19 protein-coding genes are annotated in these 17,348 nt (G+C 68.0%); 4 read left to right on the forward strand and 15 right to left on the reverse strand.

The annotated features are described in order from the left end of the window. Window positions 1–11: 11 nt before the first annotated feature. From BME24068_RS08610 to BME24068_RS08635, 6 genes are all read right to left on the reverse strand, one after another. Window positions 12–881, reverse strand: coding sequence for a class I SAM-dependent methyltransferase (locus BME24068_RS08610; RefSeq protein ID WP_174925936.1), 870 nt, complete (start codon window positions 879–881; stop codon window positions 12–14). A gap of 10 nt (window positions 882–891) precedes the next feature. Then, window positions 892–1,242, reverse strand: a complete 351-nt coding sequence (locus tag BME24068_RS08615; protein ID WP_174925793.1) for a VOC family protein — start codon at window positions 1,240–1,242, stop codon at window positions 892–894. Window position 1,243: 1 nt separating this feature from the next. Further along, on the reverse strand, window positions 1,244–1,420 hold the full coding sequence (locus BME24068_RS08620) for a ribbon-helix-helix domain-containing protein (protein WP_174925794.1): 177 nt from the start codon (window positions 1,418–1,420) through the stop codon (window positions 1,244–1,246). 114 nt (window positions 1,421–1,534) lie between these two features. Further along, window positions 1,535–2,368: an arylamine N-acetyltransferase family protein gene (locus BME24068_RS08625; RefSeq protein ID WP_174925795.1), complete on the reverse strand. Its 834-nt coding sequence runs from the start codon at window positions 2,366–2,368 to the stop codon at window positions 1,535–1,537. A gap of 124 nt (window positions 2,369–2,492) precedes the next feature. Next, window positions 2,493–3,185 (reverse strand): hypothetical protein, encoded by a 693-nt coding sequence (locus BME24068_RS08630; RefSeq protein WP_174925796.1) that lies wholly within the window; start codon window positions 3,183–3,185, stop codon window positions 2,493–2,495. Window positions 3,186–3,483: 298 nt separating this feature from the next. Continuing rightward, window positions 3,484–4,968 (reverse strand): amidase, encoded by a 1,485-nt coding sequence (locus BME24068_RS08635; RefSeq protein WP_174925797.1) that lies wholly within the window; start codon window positions 4,966–4,968, stop codon window positions 3,484–3,486. 392 nt (window positions 4,969–5,360) lie between these two features. On the opposite strand from BME24068_RS08635, the gene BME24068_RS08640 reads away from it, so the two are divergent. After that, window positions 5,361–5,795 (forward strand): universal stress protein, encoded by a 435-nt coding sequence (locus BME24068_RS08640; protein ID WP_174925798.1) that lies wholly within the window; start codon window positions 5,361–5,363, stop codon window positions 5,793–5,795. A gap of 607 nt (window positions 5,796–6,402) precedes the next feature. Further along, complete coding sequence (locus BME24068_RS08645; protein WP_096501107.1) at window positions 6,403–6,651, forward strand: adhesin; 249 nt, start codon at window positions 6,403–6,405, stop codon at window positions 6,649–6,651. Window positions 6,652–6,972: 321 nt separating this feature from the next. On the opposite strand, the gene BME24068_RS08650 is transcribed toward BME24068_RS08645, so the two are convergent. From BME24068_RS08650 to BME24068_RS08665, 4 genes are all read right to left on the reverse strand, one after another. Then, window positions 6,973–7,374, reverse strand: coding sequence for a PPC domain-containing DNA-binding protein (locus tag BME24068_RS08650; protein ID WP_174925799.1), 402 nt, complete (start codon window positions 7,372–7,374; stop codon window positions 6,973–6,975). 120 nt (window positions 7,375–7,494) lie between these two features. Further along, window positions 7,495–8,517 carry a 2Fe-2S iron-sulfur cluster-binding protein gene (locus BME24068_RS08655; protein ID WP_174925800.1) on the reverse strand — a complete coding sequence of 341 codons (1,023 nt, stop codon included), beginning with the start codon at window positions 8,515–8,517 and terminating at the stop codon, window positions 7,495–7,497. 13 nt (window positions 8,518–8,530) lie between these two features. Beyond that, complete coding sequence (gene hcp, locus BME24068_RS08660; protein ID WP_174925801.1) at window positions 8,531–10,198, reverse strand: hydroxylamine reductase; 1,668 nt, start codon at window positions 10,196–10,198, stop codon at window positions 8,531–8,533. Window positions 10,199–10,390: 192 nt separating this feature from the next. Then, a complete protein-coding gene (locus tag BME24068_RS08665; protein ID WP_096501112.1) occupies window positions 10,391–10,615 on the reverse strand; it encodes a DUF3079 domain-containing protein in 225 nt (74 codons plus the stop codon). A 156-nt stretch (window positions 10,616–10,771) separates the two neighbouring features. Between BME24068_RS08665 and BME24068_RS08670 the strand changes: the two genes are divergently transcribed. Both BME24068_RS08670 and BME24068_RS08675 read left to right on the forward strand, forming a co-directional pair. After that, a complete protein-coding gene (locus BME24068_RS08670; protein ID WP_244110687.1) occupies window positions 10,772–10,930 on the forward strand; it encodes an ADP-ribosylglycohydrolase family protein in 159 nt (52 codons plus the stop codon). Window positions 10,931–11,015: 85 nt separating this feature from the next. Further along, window positions 11,016–11,414 (forward strand): RidA family protein, encoded by a 399-nt coding sequence (locus BME24068_RS08675; RefSeq protein WP_096501114.1) that lies wholly within the window; start codon window positions 11,016–11,018, stop codon window positions 11,412–11,414. Window positions 11,415–11,433: 19 nt separating this feature from the next. On the opposite strand, the gene BME24068_RS08680 is transcribed toward BME24068_RS08675, so the two are convergent. The 5 genes from BME24068_RS08680 to BME24068_RS08700 form a co-directional block, all read right to left on the reverse strand. Beyond that, entirely contained in the window at window positions 11,434–11,985 is a 552-nt protein-coding gene (locus tag BME24068_RS08680; RefSeq protein WP_096501116.1) for a GNAT family N-acetyltransferase, read from the reverse strand. A gap of 145 nt (window positions 11,986–12,130) precedes the next feature. Next, window positions 12,131–13,531 (reverse strand): MFS transporter, encoded by a 1,401-nt coding sequence (locus BME24068_RS08685; protein WP_174925802.1) that lies wholly within the window; start codon window positions 13,529–13,531, stop codon window positions 12,131–12,133. A 38-nt stretch (window positions 13,532–13,569) separates the two neighbouring features. Next, complete coding sequence (locus tag BME24068_RS08690; protein ID WP_174925803.1) at window positions 13,570–14,814, reverse strand: NAD(P)/FAD-dependent oxidoreductase; 1,245 nt, start codon at window positions 14,812–14,814, stop codon at window positions 13,570–13,572. After that, window positions 14,811–15,773: a VOC family protein gene (locus BME24068_RS08695; protein WP_174925804.1), complete on the reverse strand. Its 963-nt coding sequence runs from the start codon at window positions 15,771–15,773 to the stop codon at window positions 14,811–14,813. The genes BME24068_RS08690 and BME24068_RS08695 overlap by 4 nt, the downstream gene beginning before the upstream one ends. 18 nt (window positions 15,774–15,791) lie before the next feature. Further along, window positions 15,792–17,282, reverse strand: coding sequence for an aldehyde dehydrogenase (locus tag BME24068_RS08700; RefSeq protein WP_096501124.1), 1,491 nt, complete (start codon window positions 17,280–17,282; stop codon window positions 15,792–15,794). Between the last annotated feature and the right edge of the window lie 66 nt (window positions 17,283–17,348).

Consider the following 17,348-nt stretch of genomic DNA (forward strand, 5'->3'; position numbering starts at 1 on the left):
CGGTCGCGGCGCTACACCGTCGCGACGAGCAGCGCTTCCGCGTTGCTCGGCGGGTGCAGGCCGTCGGTGCGATCGGCGAAGTAGCGGCGCGTGAGCGCCGCGGCCGACACGTGGTCGGCCTGCGCGAAACCGGCTTGCATCGCGAGCGCGCGGATTTCCTCGGGCATGAAGAAGCTGATGAACGGCGTGCCGCTGGCGCGCGCGCCCTTCGCGGCCATTTCGAGGCCCGGGCGCACGTCCGGATCGGCATGCTCGAGCGGCAGCAGGAACGTCATCGCGAACGTCGAGCCCGGCGCGAGCGACGCGACTTCGCGCATCGCGGCCGCGTTCGCTTCGCGCGTCAGGTACATGCTCACGCCGGTGGACACCACGACCGCCGGCTTGCCCGCATCGAAGCCAGCGCGCACGAGCGCGTCGCGCCACGATTGCCTCGCTTCGAAATCGACCGGCACGAACCGCAGCCAGTCCGGCACGCCGAAACCGGTCTCGGTCAGGCGGCGGCGCTTCCATGCCTGCGGCGCCGGCGGATCGACCTCGAATACGGTGACGCGCGACGCCATCTCGGGCCGGCGCTGCACGAAACTGTCGAGGCCCGCGCCGAGGATCACGTACTGGCTCACGCCCCGCGCGGCCTGCTCGACGACGAGATCCTCGATGAAGCGCGCCCGCGCGACGATCGACGCGCGAAACGGCCGCGTGAACTGCGGGTCCATGTCGCCGCGCTGCTGCCAGCCCGGCGCCGGTGCGAGCAGGCGCAGGCCGACTTCGTCGGCAAGCACGTGCGGCGGCGCATCGAGTTCGACGTGCAGCGCACGCCACAGCGCGACGCGCGCGGCGGTGCTGTCGGGGGCGTCCGGCGCGTCGTGGTGCGTGTCGGTCATCGCCATGCCCTCACGCGTTCGGCTTGCCCGGCGCCTGCAGGCGCCAGACGCGGCCGTCCGGATCGCGCACGGTCATGTCGCGCGTGCCCCAGTGCGTGTCCTCGAACGGCGTGACCACGTCGACGATCGGCTGCGGGCGAACCGCCTGCTCGTCGGGCACCTTCAGCACGACCTGCATGTCGGGGGGCTCGCTCGGCGGCACTTCGGCGATGAACAGATACGGGCCGTCGCCGCTTCTCAGCTGGCCCGAGTGGTGATCGGTTTCGAATTCCAGCGTAAAGCCCAGCGCCTGGAAGAACCTCGCCGATTTGCCCCAGTTGTGCGTCGTCAGGAACACGGCTTCGATTCGCTCGGATGACATGTCAATTCTCCTTGGTGGACGGGCCGGCCGGCGGCTGTGCCGCGGCCAGATACGCGCGCAAAGCGTCGGCCACCAGCGCGGACAGCGACTGCTCCGTTTCGATGGCGCGATGCTTGACCTGCCGGATCAGGCTCAGCGGCAGGTACACGTTGAATTGCTTCACTTCTTCGTCGGTCATGGGAACTAGTATGCTAGCAATCTAGCAAATGTCAAACACGGCATCCGGAACCCGCCACCGCAGCGGCACGACGGACGACGCGCATTCCCGCGCCGGCGCCGCACCGCCGGGCGCTCACATGCTGGCCGCGCGCGCCGCCACCCGTGCGAACAGCGCGTCGAGATCGAAGCCGGCCGTATCGATGCCGATCGTGTCGCGCAGGCACGCGCCCCACCCGGCCGCATCGTCGAACGTCGTCGTGCGTCCCGCGCCCGCCGCGTCGCGCACCGTCAGCGCGGTGTTGAACAGCGCCGCGCGGCCGTCCGGCAGCACGCGGCACGCGATCAGGTCGTTCACGAAGATCGAGTCGGGATACGTCGACGTGAACCAGTTCGCGGCCTCGTAATCGATCCACTCGGCCGGCTTCAGCGAAAAGCGGTAGGTGGTCTGCCAGCCGTCGGGAATCTCGAACTGCATGTCGAACTCGCCGTCGACCGGCGCATCCACGACGCGAAACGCACCGTGCGGCGTCGACTGCCGTTCGCCCGGCACGAAGCGCAGCGGCGCGGTCAGCGTCGCGCTGCCGAAGCCGATGTCCGCGAGCCAGGTCGCGCCGTCGAGATCGATGCGCAGCAGCATGTGCGTTTGCGCGGTGACGGCCTCCGGCGGCCGCATCCAGCGCACGCGCGCGATCAGCGGCGTCACGCGAAAGCCGATCGTCGTGAGCGCGGTATGGAACAGCTTGTTGAGTTCGAAGCAGTAGCCGCCGCGGCGGTGCCCGACCACCTTGTCGACGATCGCGGGCAGGTCCAGCGCGACGCGCGCACCCGTCAGCGGATTGAGGTTTTCGAACGGGATCGCCTGCGGGTGCAGCAAATGCAGTCGGCGCAGCACGTCGAGCGTCGGCTCGGCCGGGCCGTCGTAGCCGATGCGGGCGAAGTAGCGCGGGAGGTCGAACGAGTCAGTCATGAACCGGCACCGATAACAGGGGACACGCCACGATAGCATCGAGCGAAACCCCCATGTTACGCGGGGCCATGCTGGCGAGCCGCGCGCGACGCCGGCACCGCGTCGCGCACGGTATGCGGTTTCGTTACGGCAGCAGCTTCAGCGCGGACGATGCGACCGACGGCACCGAAATGCCCTGGCTCGTCGCGAACTGCACGGCCTGGCTGAGCGTCGACGTGAGCGACTGCAGCTGGCCCGGCGCGCTTTGCGCGATATACGACGCGGCCTGCATGTTCTGCGGGTTCAGGCCCGACTGCAGCAGCGACGCGGCGCTCGTCGAACCGAGATTGCCGAGCCCGGACTGCAGTTGCGAATACTGCGTGAGGCCCTGGCCGAGCGACGCGAGGCCGCTGCTGAATGCCTGCTTGTCGACCGGGCCTTGCGTCGCGCCGCCGCTCGCGAAGGCCTGGCCGAGCGCCTGCGACACCGACTGCTGCGCGCCGCCCATCTGCGACAGCGCGGCCGGCGTCAATGCGTTGCCGTCGCCCAGCAGGCCGGCAGCCTGCTGCGCCTGCCCGGCCGCGCCGGTCATGCCCATCGCCGATGCGAGCGACGACTGGCCGGCCAGCACCTGCCGGTTCGCGCCGACGTACGCCTGCATCAATTGCGCGACGCCGCCCTGCGCGGGCGCGGCCTGTTGCTGCCCGCCGCCGAGCAGCGACGATCCGATCGACTGCAGGTCGAGTTGCGCATGCGCGGTGCCGTTCACGCCAAGCAGGATGCCGAATGCGATGCCCGCCGCTACCAGGCGCTTGCCCGTCGCGCGAATGTGCTCCATGTGTTTCCCTCGTGCCGGAATGATTGAGGCCGACATTTTCGAAGCGCGTCGCACACCGCCGCAACGTCTGAAACACATCGAAACGAAATCGCCTGTCAGGGCCGCTTGCAATTCCGCCGCCGCATTGCCTCGCGGCGCGCATTCATCCGGACCGGCTGCGCGATATCAAGCACGCCGCGCGATTCGTTCCTTTGCCGCATCAATATGGCGTGTTTCGGGTTTCGGCAATTGACGGCGCGATGCGCGTTTTCTGGTGCGCGCCCACCGCCCTTTGTCGACCGGCCCGTCGCGTCGCGCGTCAGGCGGCCATCCAGCCCGGCACGCGCTGGCCGACCCAGTCGGCCGCCCGCTCGTAGCCGCGCGCGAGCTGCAGCACCGCGAGATCCGCGCGCGGCCGGCCGATCAGCTGCATCCCCATCGGCAGCCCCGCGTCGTTGAAACCGACCGGCACGCTGATCACCGGGCAGCCGGCCAGCGTCCACGGCACGACCGTTTCCATCCAGCGGTGGTACGTATCCATCGCGCGGCCCGCGATCTCCGTCGGCCAGCGCTGCTCGACGTCGAACGGGAACACCTGCGCGGTCGGCGCGGCGATGAAGTCGTAGCGGTCGAAGAAACTCAGCACGGCCTGATGCCACGCGGTGCGCTCGATGCTCGCGTCGAACACCGCCGCGCCCTGCATCGCGAGCAGCCCTTCGACCTCGTAGATCGCCTCGGGCTTCAACAGCGCGCGCCGCGCCGGGTCGCGATAGTGCGCGAGCAGCCCGCCGCCGGACAGCAGGTGCCGATGCGCGAGCCACAGGCGCCAGATCCGGTCGGGCGCGAACGCCGGCAGCGCGGCATCGACGTCGCAGCCGATCTCGCGCAGCGTCGCCAGGCCCTTTTCGCACTGCGCGAGCACGCCGGGCTCGGTCGCCAGATAGCCGTTCCAGTCGCCGACCCATGCGATGCGCTCGCCGCGCAGATCCTTGTCGAGCGGCTTCGCGAACACGGCCGGATCCTCCGCGAGCGACAGCGGATCGTTCGGATCGTAGCCGGCCTGGATCGACAGCAGTTGCGCGACGTCGCTGACCGTGCGGCCCATCGGCCCTTCGATGCCGAGCTGCTGCATGTACACGTCGACGCCCGGCCAGCGCGGCACGCGGCCCTGCGACGGGCGGAAACCGTAGATGTTGCAGAACGCGGCCGGATTGCGCAGCGAGCCGCCGAAGTCGCTGCCGTCCGCGACCGGCAGCATCCGCGCTGCCAGCGCCGCCGCCGTGCCGCCGCTGCTGCCGCCGGCGCTCTTCGTCAGGTCGTACGGATTGCGCGTCGCGCCGTGGATTTCGTTGAACGTATGCGAGCCGAGACCGAACTCCGGCGTATTGGTCTTGCCGATGAAGATCGCGCCGGCCGCGCGCATCCGTCCGACGCCGACCGAATCCGCCTGCGGCACGTTATCGCGAAAGATCGGCGAACCGTAGGTCGTACGCAGCCCCTTCGTCATCGCGAGATCCTTCGGCGCCTGCGGCATCCCGTGCAGCCAGCCGTGATATTCGCCACGTGCGAGCGCGGCGTCCTTTTCGGCGGCTTCGGCGAGCAACGTGTCGCGATCGCGCAGCGAAATCAGTGCATTCACCGCGCCGTTCACGCGCTCGACGTGATCGAGATACGCGCGCATCGTCTCGACGCAGGACACCGCCTTGCTGCGGATCGCCGACGCGAGTTCGCCGGCCGACAGGCGCACGATCGGGTCGACGGTGATGGAGGCGGGAGCGAGAAGCTGCGGGGCGCCGTGCGGCATGCGGGGTCTCCTGAAATCGGAATGGTAGGCGGGCCGCGTGACGGCGGCAGTCCGCCCCGGTGGCCGGAACGGGCCGCGCCGCGGCCGATGATGCTCTACTCTACGCGACGCCGGACGGGCGACCTCCGATATTTTCCGTCGCGATTCATTGAGGATCCGACTAAATCGATGCGGCACGCCGCTGGGTCGGATGACCCCATCGCGCGGCCGTTCGCGCCGGCCTGCCGATGAAAACGTTTATGCGCATAAACTTAAATTTCTTATATTTCTAATAGGCGCCGCCCAACACGGCGGGACGTTGACGACATTTTTACGCGGCCGCCCGATCTCTTTAGATGGCGCGATCCGGCGCCCCGCTACGCTGGAAACATCTCGATTCCGGGGCATTTTCCATGCTCAAGCTGCTGGTTCCCGTCGGTCACTCGCCCCGCTCGCTTCAGGCAGTCCGTCACGCGACGTTCCTGTACCGCGAACGCTGCGCGTCGGAGATCGTGCTGATCAACGTACAGGCGCCGCTCGAGGCGACGCGGCTCGAGGCCTTTCACCCGCTGTCGCGGCTGCGCTCGATCGAGGAGAAATTCGCGTGTGACGATCTGGCGATGGCCGAGCAGATCCTGCGGGAAGCCGGCGTGCGCTACAACGTCGTGAAGAAGGTCGGGCCGGTGGCCGACACGATCGCGACCGTTGCGGCCGCAACCGGATGCGACGAAATCGTCGTCGTCGCGCCGCGGCACGATCCGTTTCACACGCTGCTGTCGATGTTCCGGCGCAGCATGATGGCACGGCTCGTGCGGATCTCGAATGTGCCGGTGACGGCTGTGCAATGAACGGCGCGCCCGCCTTGCGTCGCGGGTTCGTCGCGACGCGCGTTGCGCGGCATCGCGGCTGAAGCGACGTTGAAGCGCCGATTTTCCGGCCTGAACGGACGCGAAATCGAAGCGCGCAACAACAGCGCGATTCGTTTCGCTCTGCGCTTACTTGATCGCCTTGCGCCAGAACACCAGATAGGTCGCCGCGGACGACGCCACCAGCAGGATTGCCCACAGCGGCGCCAGGCTGATCAGCACGGAAGACACGTTAAGCATTTGGATTCCTCACTATTTCGATAGCGATGTTCAATACGTAGCGGCTTCGCCAGGAACCGATGCGCTCATCGCTCGCCGCTCATCGCATTCCGTTAAAACATGCATTCATGCTATCGCTTTGACCGGCGGCTCGACCGTCGCGCCCCGTCCGTACTCTGATATTCGTCAAATTCGCGTCAATCGCGCGCCTGTCGCGTCGCCACCCCCCTGTTTTTCCCGCGCGGAACGCCACAAAATGGGACGCGATCCCTCGCTGCTGGTGAGCGTTTCAGCAGACGTTTACCGGGGGAACCCCCAAGTGTTTCTTCGAACCGGTCCGCGTTACGCTTGAGCCACTAGGAGACGAACCATGAGACGAACCGTACACGTCGTTTTTTTCGCGCTGCTGGTTTATCTGATCGGCGACCGTGCAATGCTGCACGCGCAAGGCCGCGACGCGAGCCCGCTGGCGTGCTCGCAGGCTGCGGAACAGGTCAAGTACGACGCGCTTAGCCGGGGCTTCGGCAACGCGGCGGCCGGCAGCCAGAGCGAGGCCTTCATGTCCGGCTGCCTGGTGACCGGGCGCGGTGCGCCGGATGTCGCGATGGCGTCCCGCTGACGCAAAACGACAGCCGAGTCGGTTGCGTCCGCATCGAACCGGATAACCGAAGCCCGTCGCAGTCAGCCCGCGTCGCTGTTTTCCCGTTGTGCACCGCCGCAACCGCCGCCGGGCGGGGTGCGCCAGCGCGCCGTCGAATGGGCGCGCACCGCGGCACGTGAGCAGCGACGGCAGCACGTCAGGCACGCGCCGGTCATAGCCATATCGGCAGATACGTGTCGCCCGGCACCCGGGCCGCCGTCGTTCTTGTGCGCGCGGCGCACGCCCCCTCTCCTTCCGCACGCGCTGAACAAGTCTGCTTTCCTGACAGTTCGCGCCCGCTCAGCCCGCCTCCGGACGAATCACCAGTTCGTTGAACCCGGTGCCGGCATCGGGCTCGCGGGAAAAACGATGCGCGGGCAACAATACGAGCAGTATCTCGGCAGTCGTGCGGACCACGCAGCCGTTCGCGACATGCCCGCCCGATACGCGACCTTGCGCATCCGACACCGACATATGCAGGTGTGCGCCGTCCGGCGATACCGAACCGGCGAGCGTCAGGATCTCGAGATCACCGCGCAGTTCGGCCGGCGCGTCCACGCCGGCAAAACGCAACTGCGCGACGTTCAGGCTGCCGATGCCCTGGATGACGAAGGCCGCGTGCGCGTCGAGCCCGCGCAACGCATGCTCGATCGACGCGCGCAGATCGTCGCCGGGAGAAAGACGCAGAGGATGGGCTTGCATGGTCGATAACCTGCTGGCGGGCCGGGGTTTCGACAAAGAGTACGTTCGGCCAGACGATCCGGCAAGCCGCCCTTCGGATCCGGCGCCGCGCCCGCGCCATCGCAAGGCGCGACACGCGGCTTACACGGTGAACCGCTCGCTCGCGAACTGCGCATCCGGCACGCCGGCCGCGACAGCGACTTCCCGCGCCCCCTCCACCAGCGGCGGCGGCCCGCACACATAGAGATCCGGCAGCACCGAATCCTGCGCGAGCGCCGCGCGCAACGCCTCGACCGGCGTGCCGCGAAAACCGGCCCAATCCGCCCTCGGCCGCCATATGCACAGATCGACCCGCAACGACGGCAACGCCTGCCGCAATCGCTCCAGTTCGTCGAGCATGAACAGTTCGCTTTCGTCGTTGACGCCGAAGAACAGCCGCGCATCGCCCATCTCCTGATACTCGGCCATGCGTCGCAGCATCGACAGGACCGGCGCGAGCCCCGTGCCGCCCGCGACGAACCAGCGCGGCCGCAGGCTATCCGCGAACAGCCCGAATCCGCCCATCGGCACGCGCACGGTCAGCGGATCGCCGGGCCGCGCGCGCTCGCGCAAGTAGGTCGAGAACCAGCCGTCCGGCCGCAGCCGGATCAGGAATTCGAGGCACCCGTCCCAGTTGCTCGTGTTGGCGAGCGAATACGGCCGGCGCACGTCGCTGCCCGGCACCTCCAGCTCCGCGAACTGGCCGGCTTCGAACTCGGCCGCCGAGCCGAACGCGTCGTCGGGTTCGATCAGCAGTTCGACGCGCATCGTGTCGTGCGCAACCGGATCGAGCGCCGCGATCCGCGCGGTACGCACGGGCACCGGATGCAGCAGCACCTTGGTCCGGTCGTACGGCGCGGCGACCCGCAGATCGCCGAGCGGCGTCGTCCGGCACAACAGCACCACACCGGGCTGGCCGGCCGGCAACGCATCGGCGCTGTGCGACTGCATCTCGTACGAGCCGTCGACGACGCTGGCCCGGCACGCGCCGCAACTGCCGCGCCGGCACTGCGACGGCAGCGTGATGTCGGCCTGCGCCGCCGCCGAGAGCAGATCCTCGCCGGGTTCGCAGCCGAAATCGAACGATTCGCCGTCGCGCGTGGTGATCTCGATCCGGTAACTCATCGCACGATCCCGCTCACGCAGCGTTGCGCGCCAGCGCCGCGGCAAGATCGGCGCCGGGCTCGCCGATCGGCTGGATTCCGAACTGCTCGACCAGCACCGCGAGCACGCCCGGCGTGATGAACGCCGGCAGCGTCGGCCCGAGGCGGACGTTGCGAATCCCGAGCGCGAGCAGCGTCAGCAACACGGCCGCCGCCTTCTGTTCGAACCACGAGATGACGAGCGACAGCGGCAGGTCGTTCACCCCGCACTCGAATGCGTCGGCGAGCGCCGTCGCGATCCGGATCGCCGAATAGCTGTCGTTGCACTGCCCGACGTCGAGCAGGCGCGGAATGCCGCCGATATCGCCGAACGCGTGCCGGTTGAAGCGGTACTTGTTGCAGCCGAGCGTCATCACGACCGTATCGTCGGGCGCCTGTTCGGCGAACTCGGTGTAGTAGTTGCGCCCCGGCGCCGCGCCGTCGCAGCCGCCGATCAGGAAGAAATGGCGGATCTGCCCGGCCTTCACCGCATCGATCACCTGGTCCGCGACGCCCAGCACCGCATGCCGGCCGAACCCGACGGTGATCGTCTCCTCGGGCGCCGTGGCCGGGAACCCGGGCAACGCCTGCGCGGCTCGGATCAGCATCGAGAAATCCTGATGTTCGAGATGCCGCACGCCCGGCCATCCAACCGGCCCGGTCGTGAAGATCCGCTGCCGGTATTGCGGCATCGGCTCGATGATGCAGTTGGACGTCATCAGGATCGGCCCGGGGAAATGCGCGAAGTCGCTCTGCTGGTCCTGCCACGCGCCGCCGTAGTTGCCGGCAAGATGCGCAAAGGCCTTGAGCGTCGGATAGGCGTGGGCCGGCAACATTTCGCCGTGCGTATAGATCTGGATGCCGGTGCCGGCCGTCTGTTCGAGCAATGCGTGCAGATCGCCCAGATCGTGGCCCGACACGAGGATCGCCTTGCCCGCCACCGGCGTCACGCGCACGGCGCTCGGCTGCTGCGCGCCGAAGCGGCCGGTGTTCGCGCTGTCGAGCAGTTCCATCACCGTCAGGTTCAATCGGCCGAGATCGAGCGCCTGCGCGAGCAGCGCGTTGACGTCGTCGGGTCCGGCGGCGAGAAACGCCAGCGCCGCCTCGACGCCTTCGTAGATGTCGTCGCGCTCGTAGCCGAGCACGCGCGCATGATGCGCATACGCGCACACGCCCTTCAACCCGTACAGCACCAGTGCGCGCAGCCCGACGATGTCCGCGCCCACCGTGTCGAGGCCCGCTTCGATGCCGACGGTCGCCGCCTGCTTCAGCAGGCCGGCAAGATCGTCCGCCGGCTGCCATTCGGCCGGACCGTGCTGAACCGGCACGATCGAACCCGCGGCGCGTGCGTGCGCTTCGCAGGCGGCCTTCACGCGATCGCGCGTCTGCGCCGCTTCACGCAGCAGCGCAACGAAGCGCGCCGCGTGGAAATTCACGTTGGTCAGCGTGGTGAACATCGCGTACAGCACGAACCGGTCGGCTTCGCGATCGGGCTCGCCGAGCGTGCGCGCGATCGCGCCGTACTGCGCAATGCCCTTCACCGCATGGATCAGCAGATCCTGCAGATCGGCCGTCGTCTCGTCCTTGCCGCAGTTGCCCTTCGCCGATGCGCAGCCGGGCCGCGTGCCGGTCCGGTCGGTCTGTTCGCATTGATAGCAAAACACGGTGCTCTCCTTTCTCGATCATGGGGGCGCGGGTCGGCGCGAACGGCGGCGGAATGCCTGTTCCCCGCCGCCGGGCATCCCGCCCGCTTCAAGATGCGTATCTCATGCATCTTTTTCATGATGTTTCGGCACGCATTCGGCCACCGTGACGCAGATCAAGAAACGCGACGCGCGCGGTGGGACAACTTGTCGCTACGACTGTCCGCCGGCCGCGGCGGCATCCTTTCCGGTTTCATCGCCCGTGCATTCGATGCCCCAGTCGCCGTATCGATACCAGTCGTCGCCGAGCAGTTCGCACGGGTGCTGGGTGCGGCTGGAGCCGTTGCCGCAACGCATCGCGTGCGTCGGGCAGTAGTTGTCGCATCCCCAGCAGATCCGTTCCGGATGTACGGGATGCAGCGGAAATTTCTTGGCCATCGTTCGTCGTCTTCCCGGTATCGTCATGCACGCTACCGTTCGACTCTAGTCCACCGCGCAACGGCGCCGATGCGACATTCGTTCGCACCGCACGCGTTGCGCTGGCTAGGCATGCGGACGCGATTCGTCTAGTCTGCACTAGGCTACGAAGACTGCGTGAAGCGCGCGATCGCACTCGGCAACGACACGGACACGACCGCGGCGATCGCGGGCAGCCTCGCCGGCGCGCTGTATGGCGAGCAGGCGCTGCCGGACCGATGGGTCGCGATGCTGCGCGGAAAAGGCATGGTCGAGGGCTGGCTCACGCAAGCATGAGCGTGTCGCACGCACGGCGGCCGTGCATCGAATCGAACCCGGCGGCCTCACCCCGATTGGCCGCCCCCCACGAGAGGACTATTCCATGTTGCAAGCCATCAATCCCCCCGGCGCGACGATTCCCGGTATTTCGCAGGCGATCCGGGTAGAAAGCGGGCAGCCGCTGTATCTGTCCGGTCACGTACCGTTCGATGCCCACGGCAACGTCGTCGGCACCGATCACGCGATGCAGCTCGACCAGGTATTCCGGAACATCGCGGCCACGCTCTACGCAGCGGGCGTCGGCTTCGAATCGGTCGCTCGGCTGACGCTCTACGTCCGCGATTTCGATGCGAGCCTGTTGCCGCAGATTCGCGAAGTCCGCGATCGCTGGATCAATACCGCGTGTCCGCCCGCGAGCGCGCTGGTCGGCGTCGCGTCGCTGTTCCGGCCGGACGTGCTGGTCGAAGTGGATGCCTTCGCCGTCGTTCCCGCCGCGACCTGACCGGCCCGGCCCGGCCGGATTAGCCGCGCGGATCGCTCGCGAGCAACCCGTACAGCGCGCTGTCCGACACTTCGTCGCCGACGATCCAGCGTTCGCGCAGCACGCCTTCCCTGACGAACCCGAGCTTTTCGAGCAACGCGGCCGACGCGACGTTGCGCGGATCGATGTCGGCTTCGATGCGATTCAGGCGCAGCGTGCCGAACGCGTGCTCGAGCACGGCCGCAGCCGCCTCGCGCATATATCCGCCGCGCCAGTACCGGCGCCGCAGGCTGAAGCCGATCTCGGCGCGCCGGCATTGCGCGTGCGCATGAAACAGCACGCATTCGCCGAGCACATCACCGGTGTCGCGCGCTTCGAGCACGCAAACCAGATCCTGGCCGCTGGCGGTCGTGGTCAGATTGCGCGCGACGCGCTCGGCAGCCTGTGCCGGATCGGTGAGCGGTGCAAACGAGAAATAGCGCATGGCTTCCCCATCCGACCAGATGTCGAAGAATGCGTGCGCATCCGTCTCGCGAAGCGGGCGCAAGACGAGGCGCGGTGTATGCAGCGTGACGGGCTGGAACAAGGGCATGGCGATGGCCGGAGAAAAAACGGGACCGTGAATTAGAACACGCAAGCCGCGCATGCGCGCCGCCCCGCGCGCTCGATCCGCGCCAATGCAAAAAAGCCCGGACATCGTCCGGGCCTTCCCTGTCGACCGTTGCTGCCGGCCGCGCTTACGCTTCCAGCGCTTCGAGCACCTTCCCCTTCGTCTCGATCCCGACGAAGTGCACGGTCACCGCCGCGATCAGCGGGACGATGCCGATCAGGTAGAACGCCGGCGCGAGATTGCCGCCGATGATCGCGTGCGGCACGATCATCGGCGCCGCGAACGACGCGACCTTCAGCCACGCGCTGCCGAGCCCGCAGCCCGACGCGCGGATGCTCGTCGGATACTGTTCCGGCGTATAGACGTACGCGGTGATGAAGCCCGACGCCATCAGCCCGAGCGACAGCGAGCAGAAGATCGCGACGACGTACACCGACGATGCGTGATAGATGCCCGCCAACGCCAGCGACAGCGCACACAGCACGAACGACCACACGATCACCGGCTTGCGGCCGAGCTTGTCGACCAGCAGCGCGGATGCGAGCGAACCGAACACGCCCATCACCGAGCCGATCACCGCGAGGTTCAGCGCGAGTTGCAGCGGCGCGTGATAGAAGTTCTTGTAGATCGTCGGCAGCCACGTGGACAGCCCGTACTGGATGAACCCGCAGGTCGCCCACAGCGTCGCCACCGCGAGCGTGCGCTTGCGATACGCGGCGCTGAACAGGTCGGTCATGCGGCGCTTCGGGTGCTGGCGCACCATCTCGTCGAACGCGGCCGCCTGCGTGACGGGCGGCAGTTCGCCGCGCACCGCCGACTCGAACACGCCCACCGCACGCCCGGCTTCCGCGAGCCGCCCGCGCGATGCGAGCCAGCGCGGCGATTCCGGCACGAGATGCGTGAGCACCAGCGCGAGGAGCAGCGGCAGCCCGCCGACGAAGTACATGATCTCCCAGCCGAACCGCGGCACGAGCCATGCGCCGAGCGCCATCGATACCAGCAGGCCGATCGGGAACACGATTTCGTACAGCAGCACGAAACGGCCGCGGCCGTGCGCGCGCGTGATTTCGTTGATGTACGTCGCCGCCACCGGCAACTCGCCGCCGAGGCCGAGCCCCTGCAGGATCCGCAGCAGCACGAAGATCTCGAACGTCGGCGCGAAGCCGCACGCGATGCTGGTGACGCCGATCACGGCCGAGCTCCATGCGATCGCCTTCACGCGGCCGTGCTTCTCCGCGAGCGCCGGAAACAGGAAGGCGCCGATCAGCTGACCGATCGCGCCGGACGCGATCAACAGGCCGATCTGCGTCGGCGACAGCCCCCACTTGTGAATCAGCAGCGGCAGCGTCGCCGCGATCGTGATCACGTCGAAGCCGTCGAAGAACGTCGCGGTGCCGATCAGCACGCGCGCGCGGATCTGCATCGAGTTGGCCGGAAGCCGCTCGAGCCGCGCGATGATCGCGCCGGGCGTGGAGGCGGCAGCTTCCATCGTGGCCCTGCCGGCCACGACGTTGTCGAAAGTGCTCATGCGGGGTGTCTCCTGGATCTTTTCACCGGGTTGGCCGATCAGGCCAGCGCTTGGGTCGTGTCTGCCAGGGCTTCCGTATCCACTGCCCGGCCCTGGTTCATCCACTTGCGCGCGAGTTTCAGCTCGCGTGCGTTGTTGACGGCGATGACACCTCTCACGTGCCCTTCACCCACGAAAAACAGCGTCGCGCGTCGTGCGCCGAGATCGCCGCGCACGACGATCTGCGCGTCGGCCGGCAGATCGCCGAGGATCTGCAGGTTCACGTCGTACTGATCGGACCAGAACCACGGAATCTCCGCATACGGCGCACGCACGCCGAGCACGGCCTTTGCCGCCGCGATCGCCTGGTTCTGCGCGTTCGCCCACGATTCGAGCCGCACGCGCCGCTTCAGCCAGCCGTTGTGATGGTTCGCCACGTCGCCGCACGCGAAGATCGCCGGGTCGCTGGTCGCACCGAATTCGTCGACGACGATGCCGTCGTCGATCGCCAGGCCGGCGTCGCTCGCGAGCGTCGCGTTCAGCGCGAGGCCGATGCCGGCCACCGCGAAATCGGCGTCGATCGTCGTGCCGTCGGCGAGCGTCGCGCGCACCTTCGATGCGTCGTCCGGCTGCGCGTCGAGCGACGCGAGCGCCGCGCCGACCCGCACGTCGACGCCGTTCGCGCGATGCAGGTCGAGCAGGAAGTCCGACACGATCTGCGGCACCGAACGCCCGCACAGACGCGGCGCGCCTTCGACGACGACCGCGTCGACGCCGAGCTTGCGCGCGGTCGCCGCGACTTCGAGGCCGATCCAGCCGCCGCCGATCACCAGCACGCGCCGGCTCGCGCGCAGCTTCTCGCCGAGTGCGGCCGCTTCGTCGAGCGTGCGCAGGTAATGCAGGTTCGGCGTGTTGACGATCGCATCGGGCAAGTGGCGCGACGTGCCGCCGGTCGCGATCACGAGCCGGTCGTATTCGATTTCGCGGCCGCTTTCGGTCTTCACCACGCGGCGCGCGCGGTCGATCGACGCCGCACGCTCCGGCTGCCATGCCTCGACGTTCAGCGCGTCGAATTCGTCCGGACGCACGACGCGCACCGTTTCGATGTCGGCGTCGCCGGCCAGCACGGCCTTCGACAGCGGCGGACGCTCGTACGGCAGATGCGGCTCGTCGGCGATCATCACGAGACGGCCCGTGAAGCCTTCCGCGCGCAGCGTCTTCAGCACCCAGCCGGCGGCCTGGCCGCCGCCGATCACGACGACCGTGCCGGGCACGGCCGGTTCCTGCGTGTTTGCCTCGCTCACGATTTGCGCTCCGTCATGAACTTGCCTTCCGGCGCCTTCGCGTTCTTCTGCCGGCGCGTGTTGCCGTCGAGGCCGCCGTCGACGGCCCATTCGGCGAACACGGTCGGGCCCGGCTCGAATTCGCGCGGCTGCCATTCGGGCGTCAGCACGTCTTCGTCCGCGTAGTACTCGATCAACGCACCGGCCGGATTCTGGAAGTACCAGAAGTACGCGGACGACACCGGATGACGACCCGGGCCGAGCTGCGTTTCCCAACCGCAGCGGTCGATGTGCATGCCGCCACCGAACACTTCGTGGATGTCGCGCACGGTGAACGCGACATGGTTCAGGCCGCGCTTGCCATTGGGCAGCGCGAGCAGGAACAGGTCGTGGTGGCCGCCGTGCGGCGCGCAGCGCATGAACGCGCCGCGGCCCGGATAGCGATCCGACGTCTCGAAGCCGAGCAGCTCGTGATAGAACTTTTCCTGCGTGTCGAGGCAGTTCGTGAAGAACACCACGTGCCCGACTTCGACCGGCTCGGCGCGTGCATAGATCGGGCTCGGCTGGTCGACCCGCGCCGTCTGGCCCCACACGTTCGACGGCGAACCCGTGATGTCGAGTGCGCGCTTGCGCGTCACTTCGATGCGGATCGCCATGCCGTTCGGATCGATGCAGCCGACCGCATCGTCCTGCGCGTAATAGCCCGGCTGGCCGGCCAGCTTCGTGCGCAGCGCGTCGACTTCCTGCTGCGTCGCGACGCCCCATGTGACTTCACGCAGCGTCGGGCCCGCCTCGAACGCGGGCGGCAGCGACGGATCGTCTGCCTTGACGACCAGCACGGTGCAGCCGTTCATCGTCTCGAAACGGGCGCGCGTGTCGTCGTGCGCGACTTCCTTCAGGCCCCAGTCGGCGAAAAAGCGCCGGCACGTCGCGAGGTCGTCGACACCGTACGTGATCTGCTCGATACCCAAGATGCTCATTGCGTCATTCCCCTTCGCTCAGTTTGCCCACGGCAGCGGCGCGTCGTTCAAGCCCCAGTAGAGGCTCTTCTGCTGCATGTACTCGCGGATGCCGAGACGCCCTTTCTCGCGGCCCATCCCGCTCTCCTTCCAGCCCGAGAACGGCGTGGAGATCGAGAACAGCTTGTACGTGTTGATCCAGACGGTGCCCGTCTCCAGCGCCCGCGCGGTGCGCCATGCGCGCTTGTAGTCGCGCGTCCAGATGCCGGCGGCCAGACCGAACACGCTGTCGTTCGCCTGCGCGATCAGCGAGGCTTCGTCGTCGAACGGCATCGCGACCAGCACCGGCCCGAAGATTTCTTCCTGGCAGATGCGTGCGCTGTTCGGCAAGCCTTCCAGAATCGTCGGCTGATAGAAGAAGCCGTCCTCGCGCCCGTCGCCCGACGGCCGCTCGCCGCCGCACAGCAGGCGGCCGCCCTCTTCCAGCCCGAGCGCGACGTAGCGCTCCACCGATTCGCGATGCTTCGCGGTGATCAGCGGGCCCATCTGCGTGTCGGGACGCGTCGGGTCGCCCACGCGCAGCTTGCGCGCGCCGGCCACCAGCCGCTCCATGAAGGTGTCGTACACCGCGCGGTGCACGAACAGGCGCGAACCGGCGATGCACGCCTCGCCCGACGAGCTGAAAATGCCGTACAGCACGCCGTTGACCGCGTGATCGAGATCCGCGTCGTCGAACACGATCGTCGGCGACTTGCCGCCGAGCTCCAGCGACACGGGCATCAGCTTTTCCGCCGCGATGCGCGCGATGCCGCGGCCCACTTCGGTGCCGCCGGTAAACGACACCTTCTTCACGAGCGGATGGCGCACCAGTACGTCGCCGATCACCGAACCCTTGCCGGGCAGCACGCTCAGCACGCCCTTCGGCACGCCGGCTTCCTCGCAGATGCGGGCCAGCGCGAGCGACACGAGCGGCGTGACTTCGGCCGGCTTGAGCACCACCGCGTTGCCGCCGGCGAGCGCCGGCGCGAGCTTCTGCGCGTCGGAGGCGATCGGCGAGTTCCACGGCGTGATCGCCGCGATCACGCCGATCGGCTCGTGCACGCTCATCGTCAGGTAATCGCCGCGCGACGGCGTCAGTTCTTCGTCGAGTGTTTCCAGGCACGCCGCGAAATAACGGAACGTGTTCGCCGCGCTCGCCACCAGCACGCGCGTCTCGCCGATCGGCTTGCCGTTGTCGCGGCGCTGCAGGTTCGCGAGCGCCTCGTGACGCTGCATGATCAGGTCGGCGATCCGGTACAGCACCAGCGCGCGCTGATGCGGCTTGAGGCCGGCCCAGTCGGCGCGACGCCACGCGGCGTCGGCGGCCACGACGGCGTCGGCCGCGTCTTCCGCGTTCGCCGTCGATACTTCCATGTTCAGCGACTGGTCGGCTGGATAGATGCTCGCGTAAGGCGCGCCACGGCCGCGCCGCCACTCGCCGCCGATCAGGATGTCGCCGTTGGGTACGAGGCTCGTATCGAAAGGAGTCATGTCACAAGTCCCACAAATCTGTCTCTACGCAGCCGCCCGCGCCGTGGCGCAGGCGGGCGCTCAATG

It is taken from the genome of Burkholderia anthina, assembly GCF_902498995.1.
Classification (GTDB): domain Bacteria; phylum Pseudomonadota; class Gammaproteobacteria; order Burkholderiales; family Burkholderiaceae; genus Burkholderia; species Burkholderia anthina.

What these genes read in the sequence shown, in the direction of transcription:
- BME24068_RS08610 (WP_174925936.1), bottom strand. Translation starts at nt 881, where the DNA reads ATGACCGACACGCACCACGACGCGCCGGACGCCCCCGACAGCACCGCC.
- BME24068_RS08615 (WP_174925793.1), bottom strand. Translation starts at nt 1,242, where the DNA reads ATGTCATCCGAGCGAATCGAAGCCGTGTTCCTGACGACGCACAACTGG.
- BME24068_RS08620 (WP_174925794.1), bottom strand. Translation starts at nt 1,420, where the DNA reads ATGACCGACGAAGAAGTGAAGCAATTCAACGTGTACCTGCCGCTGAGC.
- BME24068_RS08625 (WP_174925795.1), bottom strand. Translation starts at nt 2,368, where the DNA reads ATGACTGACTCGTTCGACCTCCCGCGCTACTTCGCCCGCATCGGCTAC.
- BME24068_RS08630 (WP_174925796.1), bottom strand. Translation starts at nt 3,185, where the DNA reads ATGGAGCACATTCGCGCGACGGGCAAGCGCCTGGTAGCGGCGGGCATC.
- BME24068_RS08635 (WP_174925797.1), bottom strand. Translation starts at nt 4,968, where the DNA reads ATGCCGCACGGCGCCCCGCAGCTTCTCGCTCCCGCCTCCATCACCGTC.
- BME24068_RS08640 (WP_174925798.1), top strand. Translation starts at nt 5,361, where the DNA reads ATGCTCAAGCTGCTGGTTCCCGTCGGTCACTCGCCCCGCTCGCTTCAG.
- BME24068_RS08645 (WP_096501107.1), top strand. Translation starts at nt 6,403, where the DNA reads ATGAGACGAACCGTACACGTCGTTTTTTTCGCGCTGCTGGTTTATCTG.
- BME24068_RS08650 (WP_174925799.1), bottom strand. Translation starts at nt 7,374, where the DNA reads ATGCAAGCCCATCCTCTGCGTCTTTCTCCCGGCGACGATCTGCGCGCG.
- BME24068_RS08655 (WP_174925800.1), bottom strand. Translation starts at nt 8,517, where the DNA reads ATGAGTTACCGGATCGAGATCACCACGCGCGACGGCGAATCGTTCGAT.
- BME24068_RS08665 (WP_096501112.1), bottom strand. Translation starts at nt 10,615, where the DNA reads ATGGCCAAGAAATTTCCGCTGCATCCCGTACATCCGGAACGGATCTGC.
- BME24068_RS08675 (WP_096501114.1), top strand. Translation starts at nt 11,016, where the DNA reads ATGTTGCAAGCCATCAATCCCCCCGGCGCGACGATTCCCGGTATTTCG.
- BME24068_RS08680 (WP_096501116.1), bottom strand. Translation starts at nt 11,985, where the DNA reads ATGCCCTTGTTCCAGCCCGTCACGCTGCATACACCGCGCCTCGTCTTG.
- BME24068_RS08685 (WP_174925802.1), bottom strand. Translation starts at nt 13,531, where the DNA reads ATGAGCACTTTCGACAACGTCGTGGCCGGCAGGGCCACGATGGAAGCT.
- BME24068_RS08695 (WP_174925804.1), bottom strand. Translation starts at nt 15,773, where the DNA reads ATGAGCATCTTGGGTATCGAGCAGATCACGTACGGTGTCGACGACCTC.
- BME24068_RS08700 (WP_096501124.1), bottom strand. Translation starts at nt 17,282, where the DNA reads ATGACTCCTTTCGATACGAGCCTCGTACCCAACGGCGACATCCTGATC.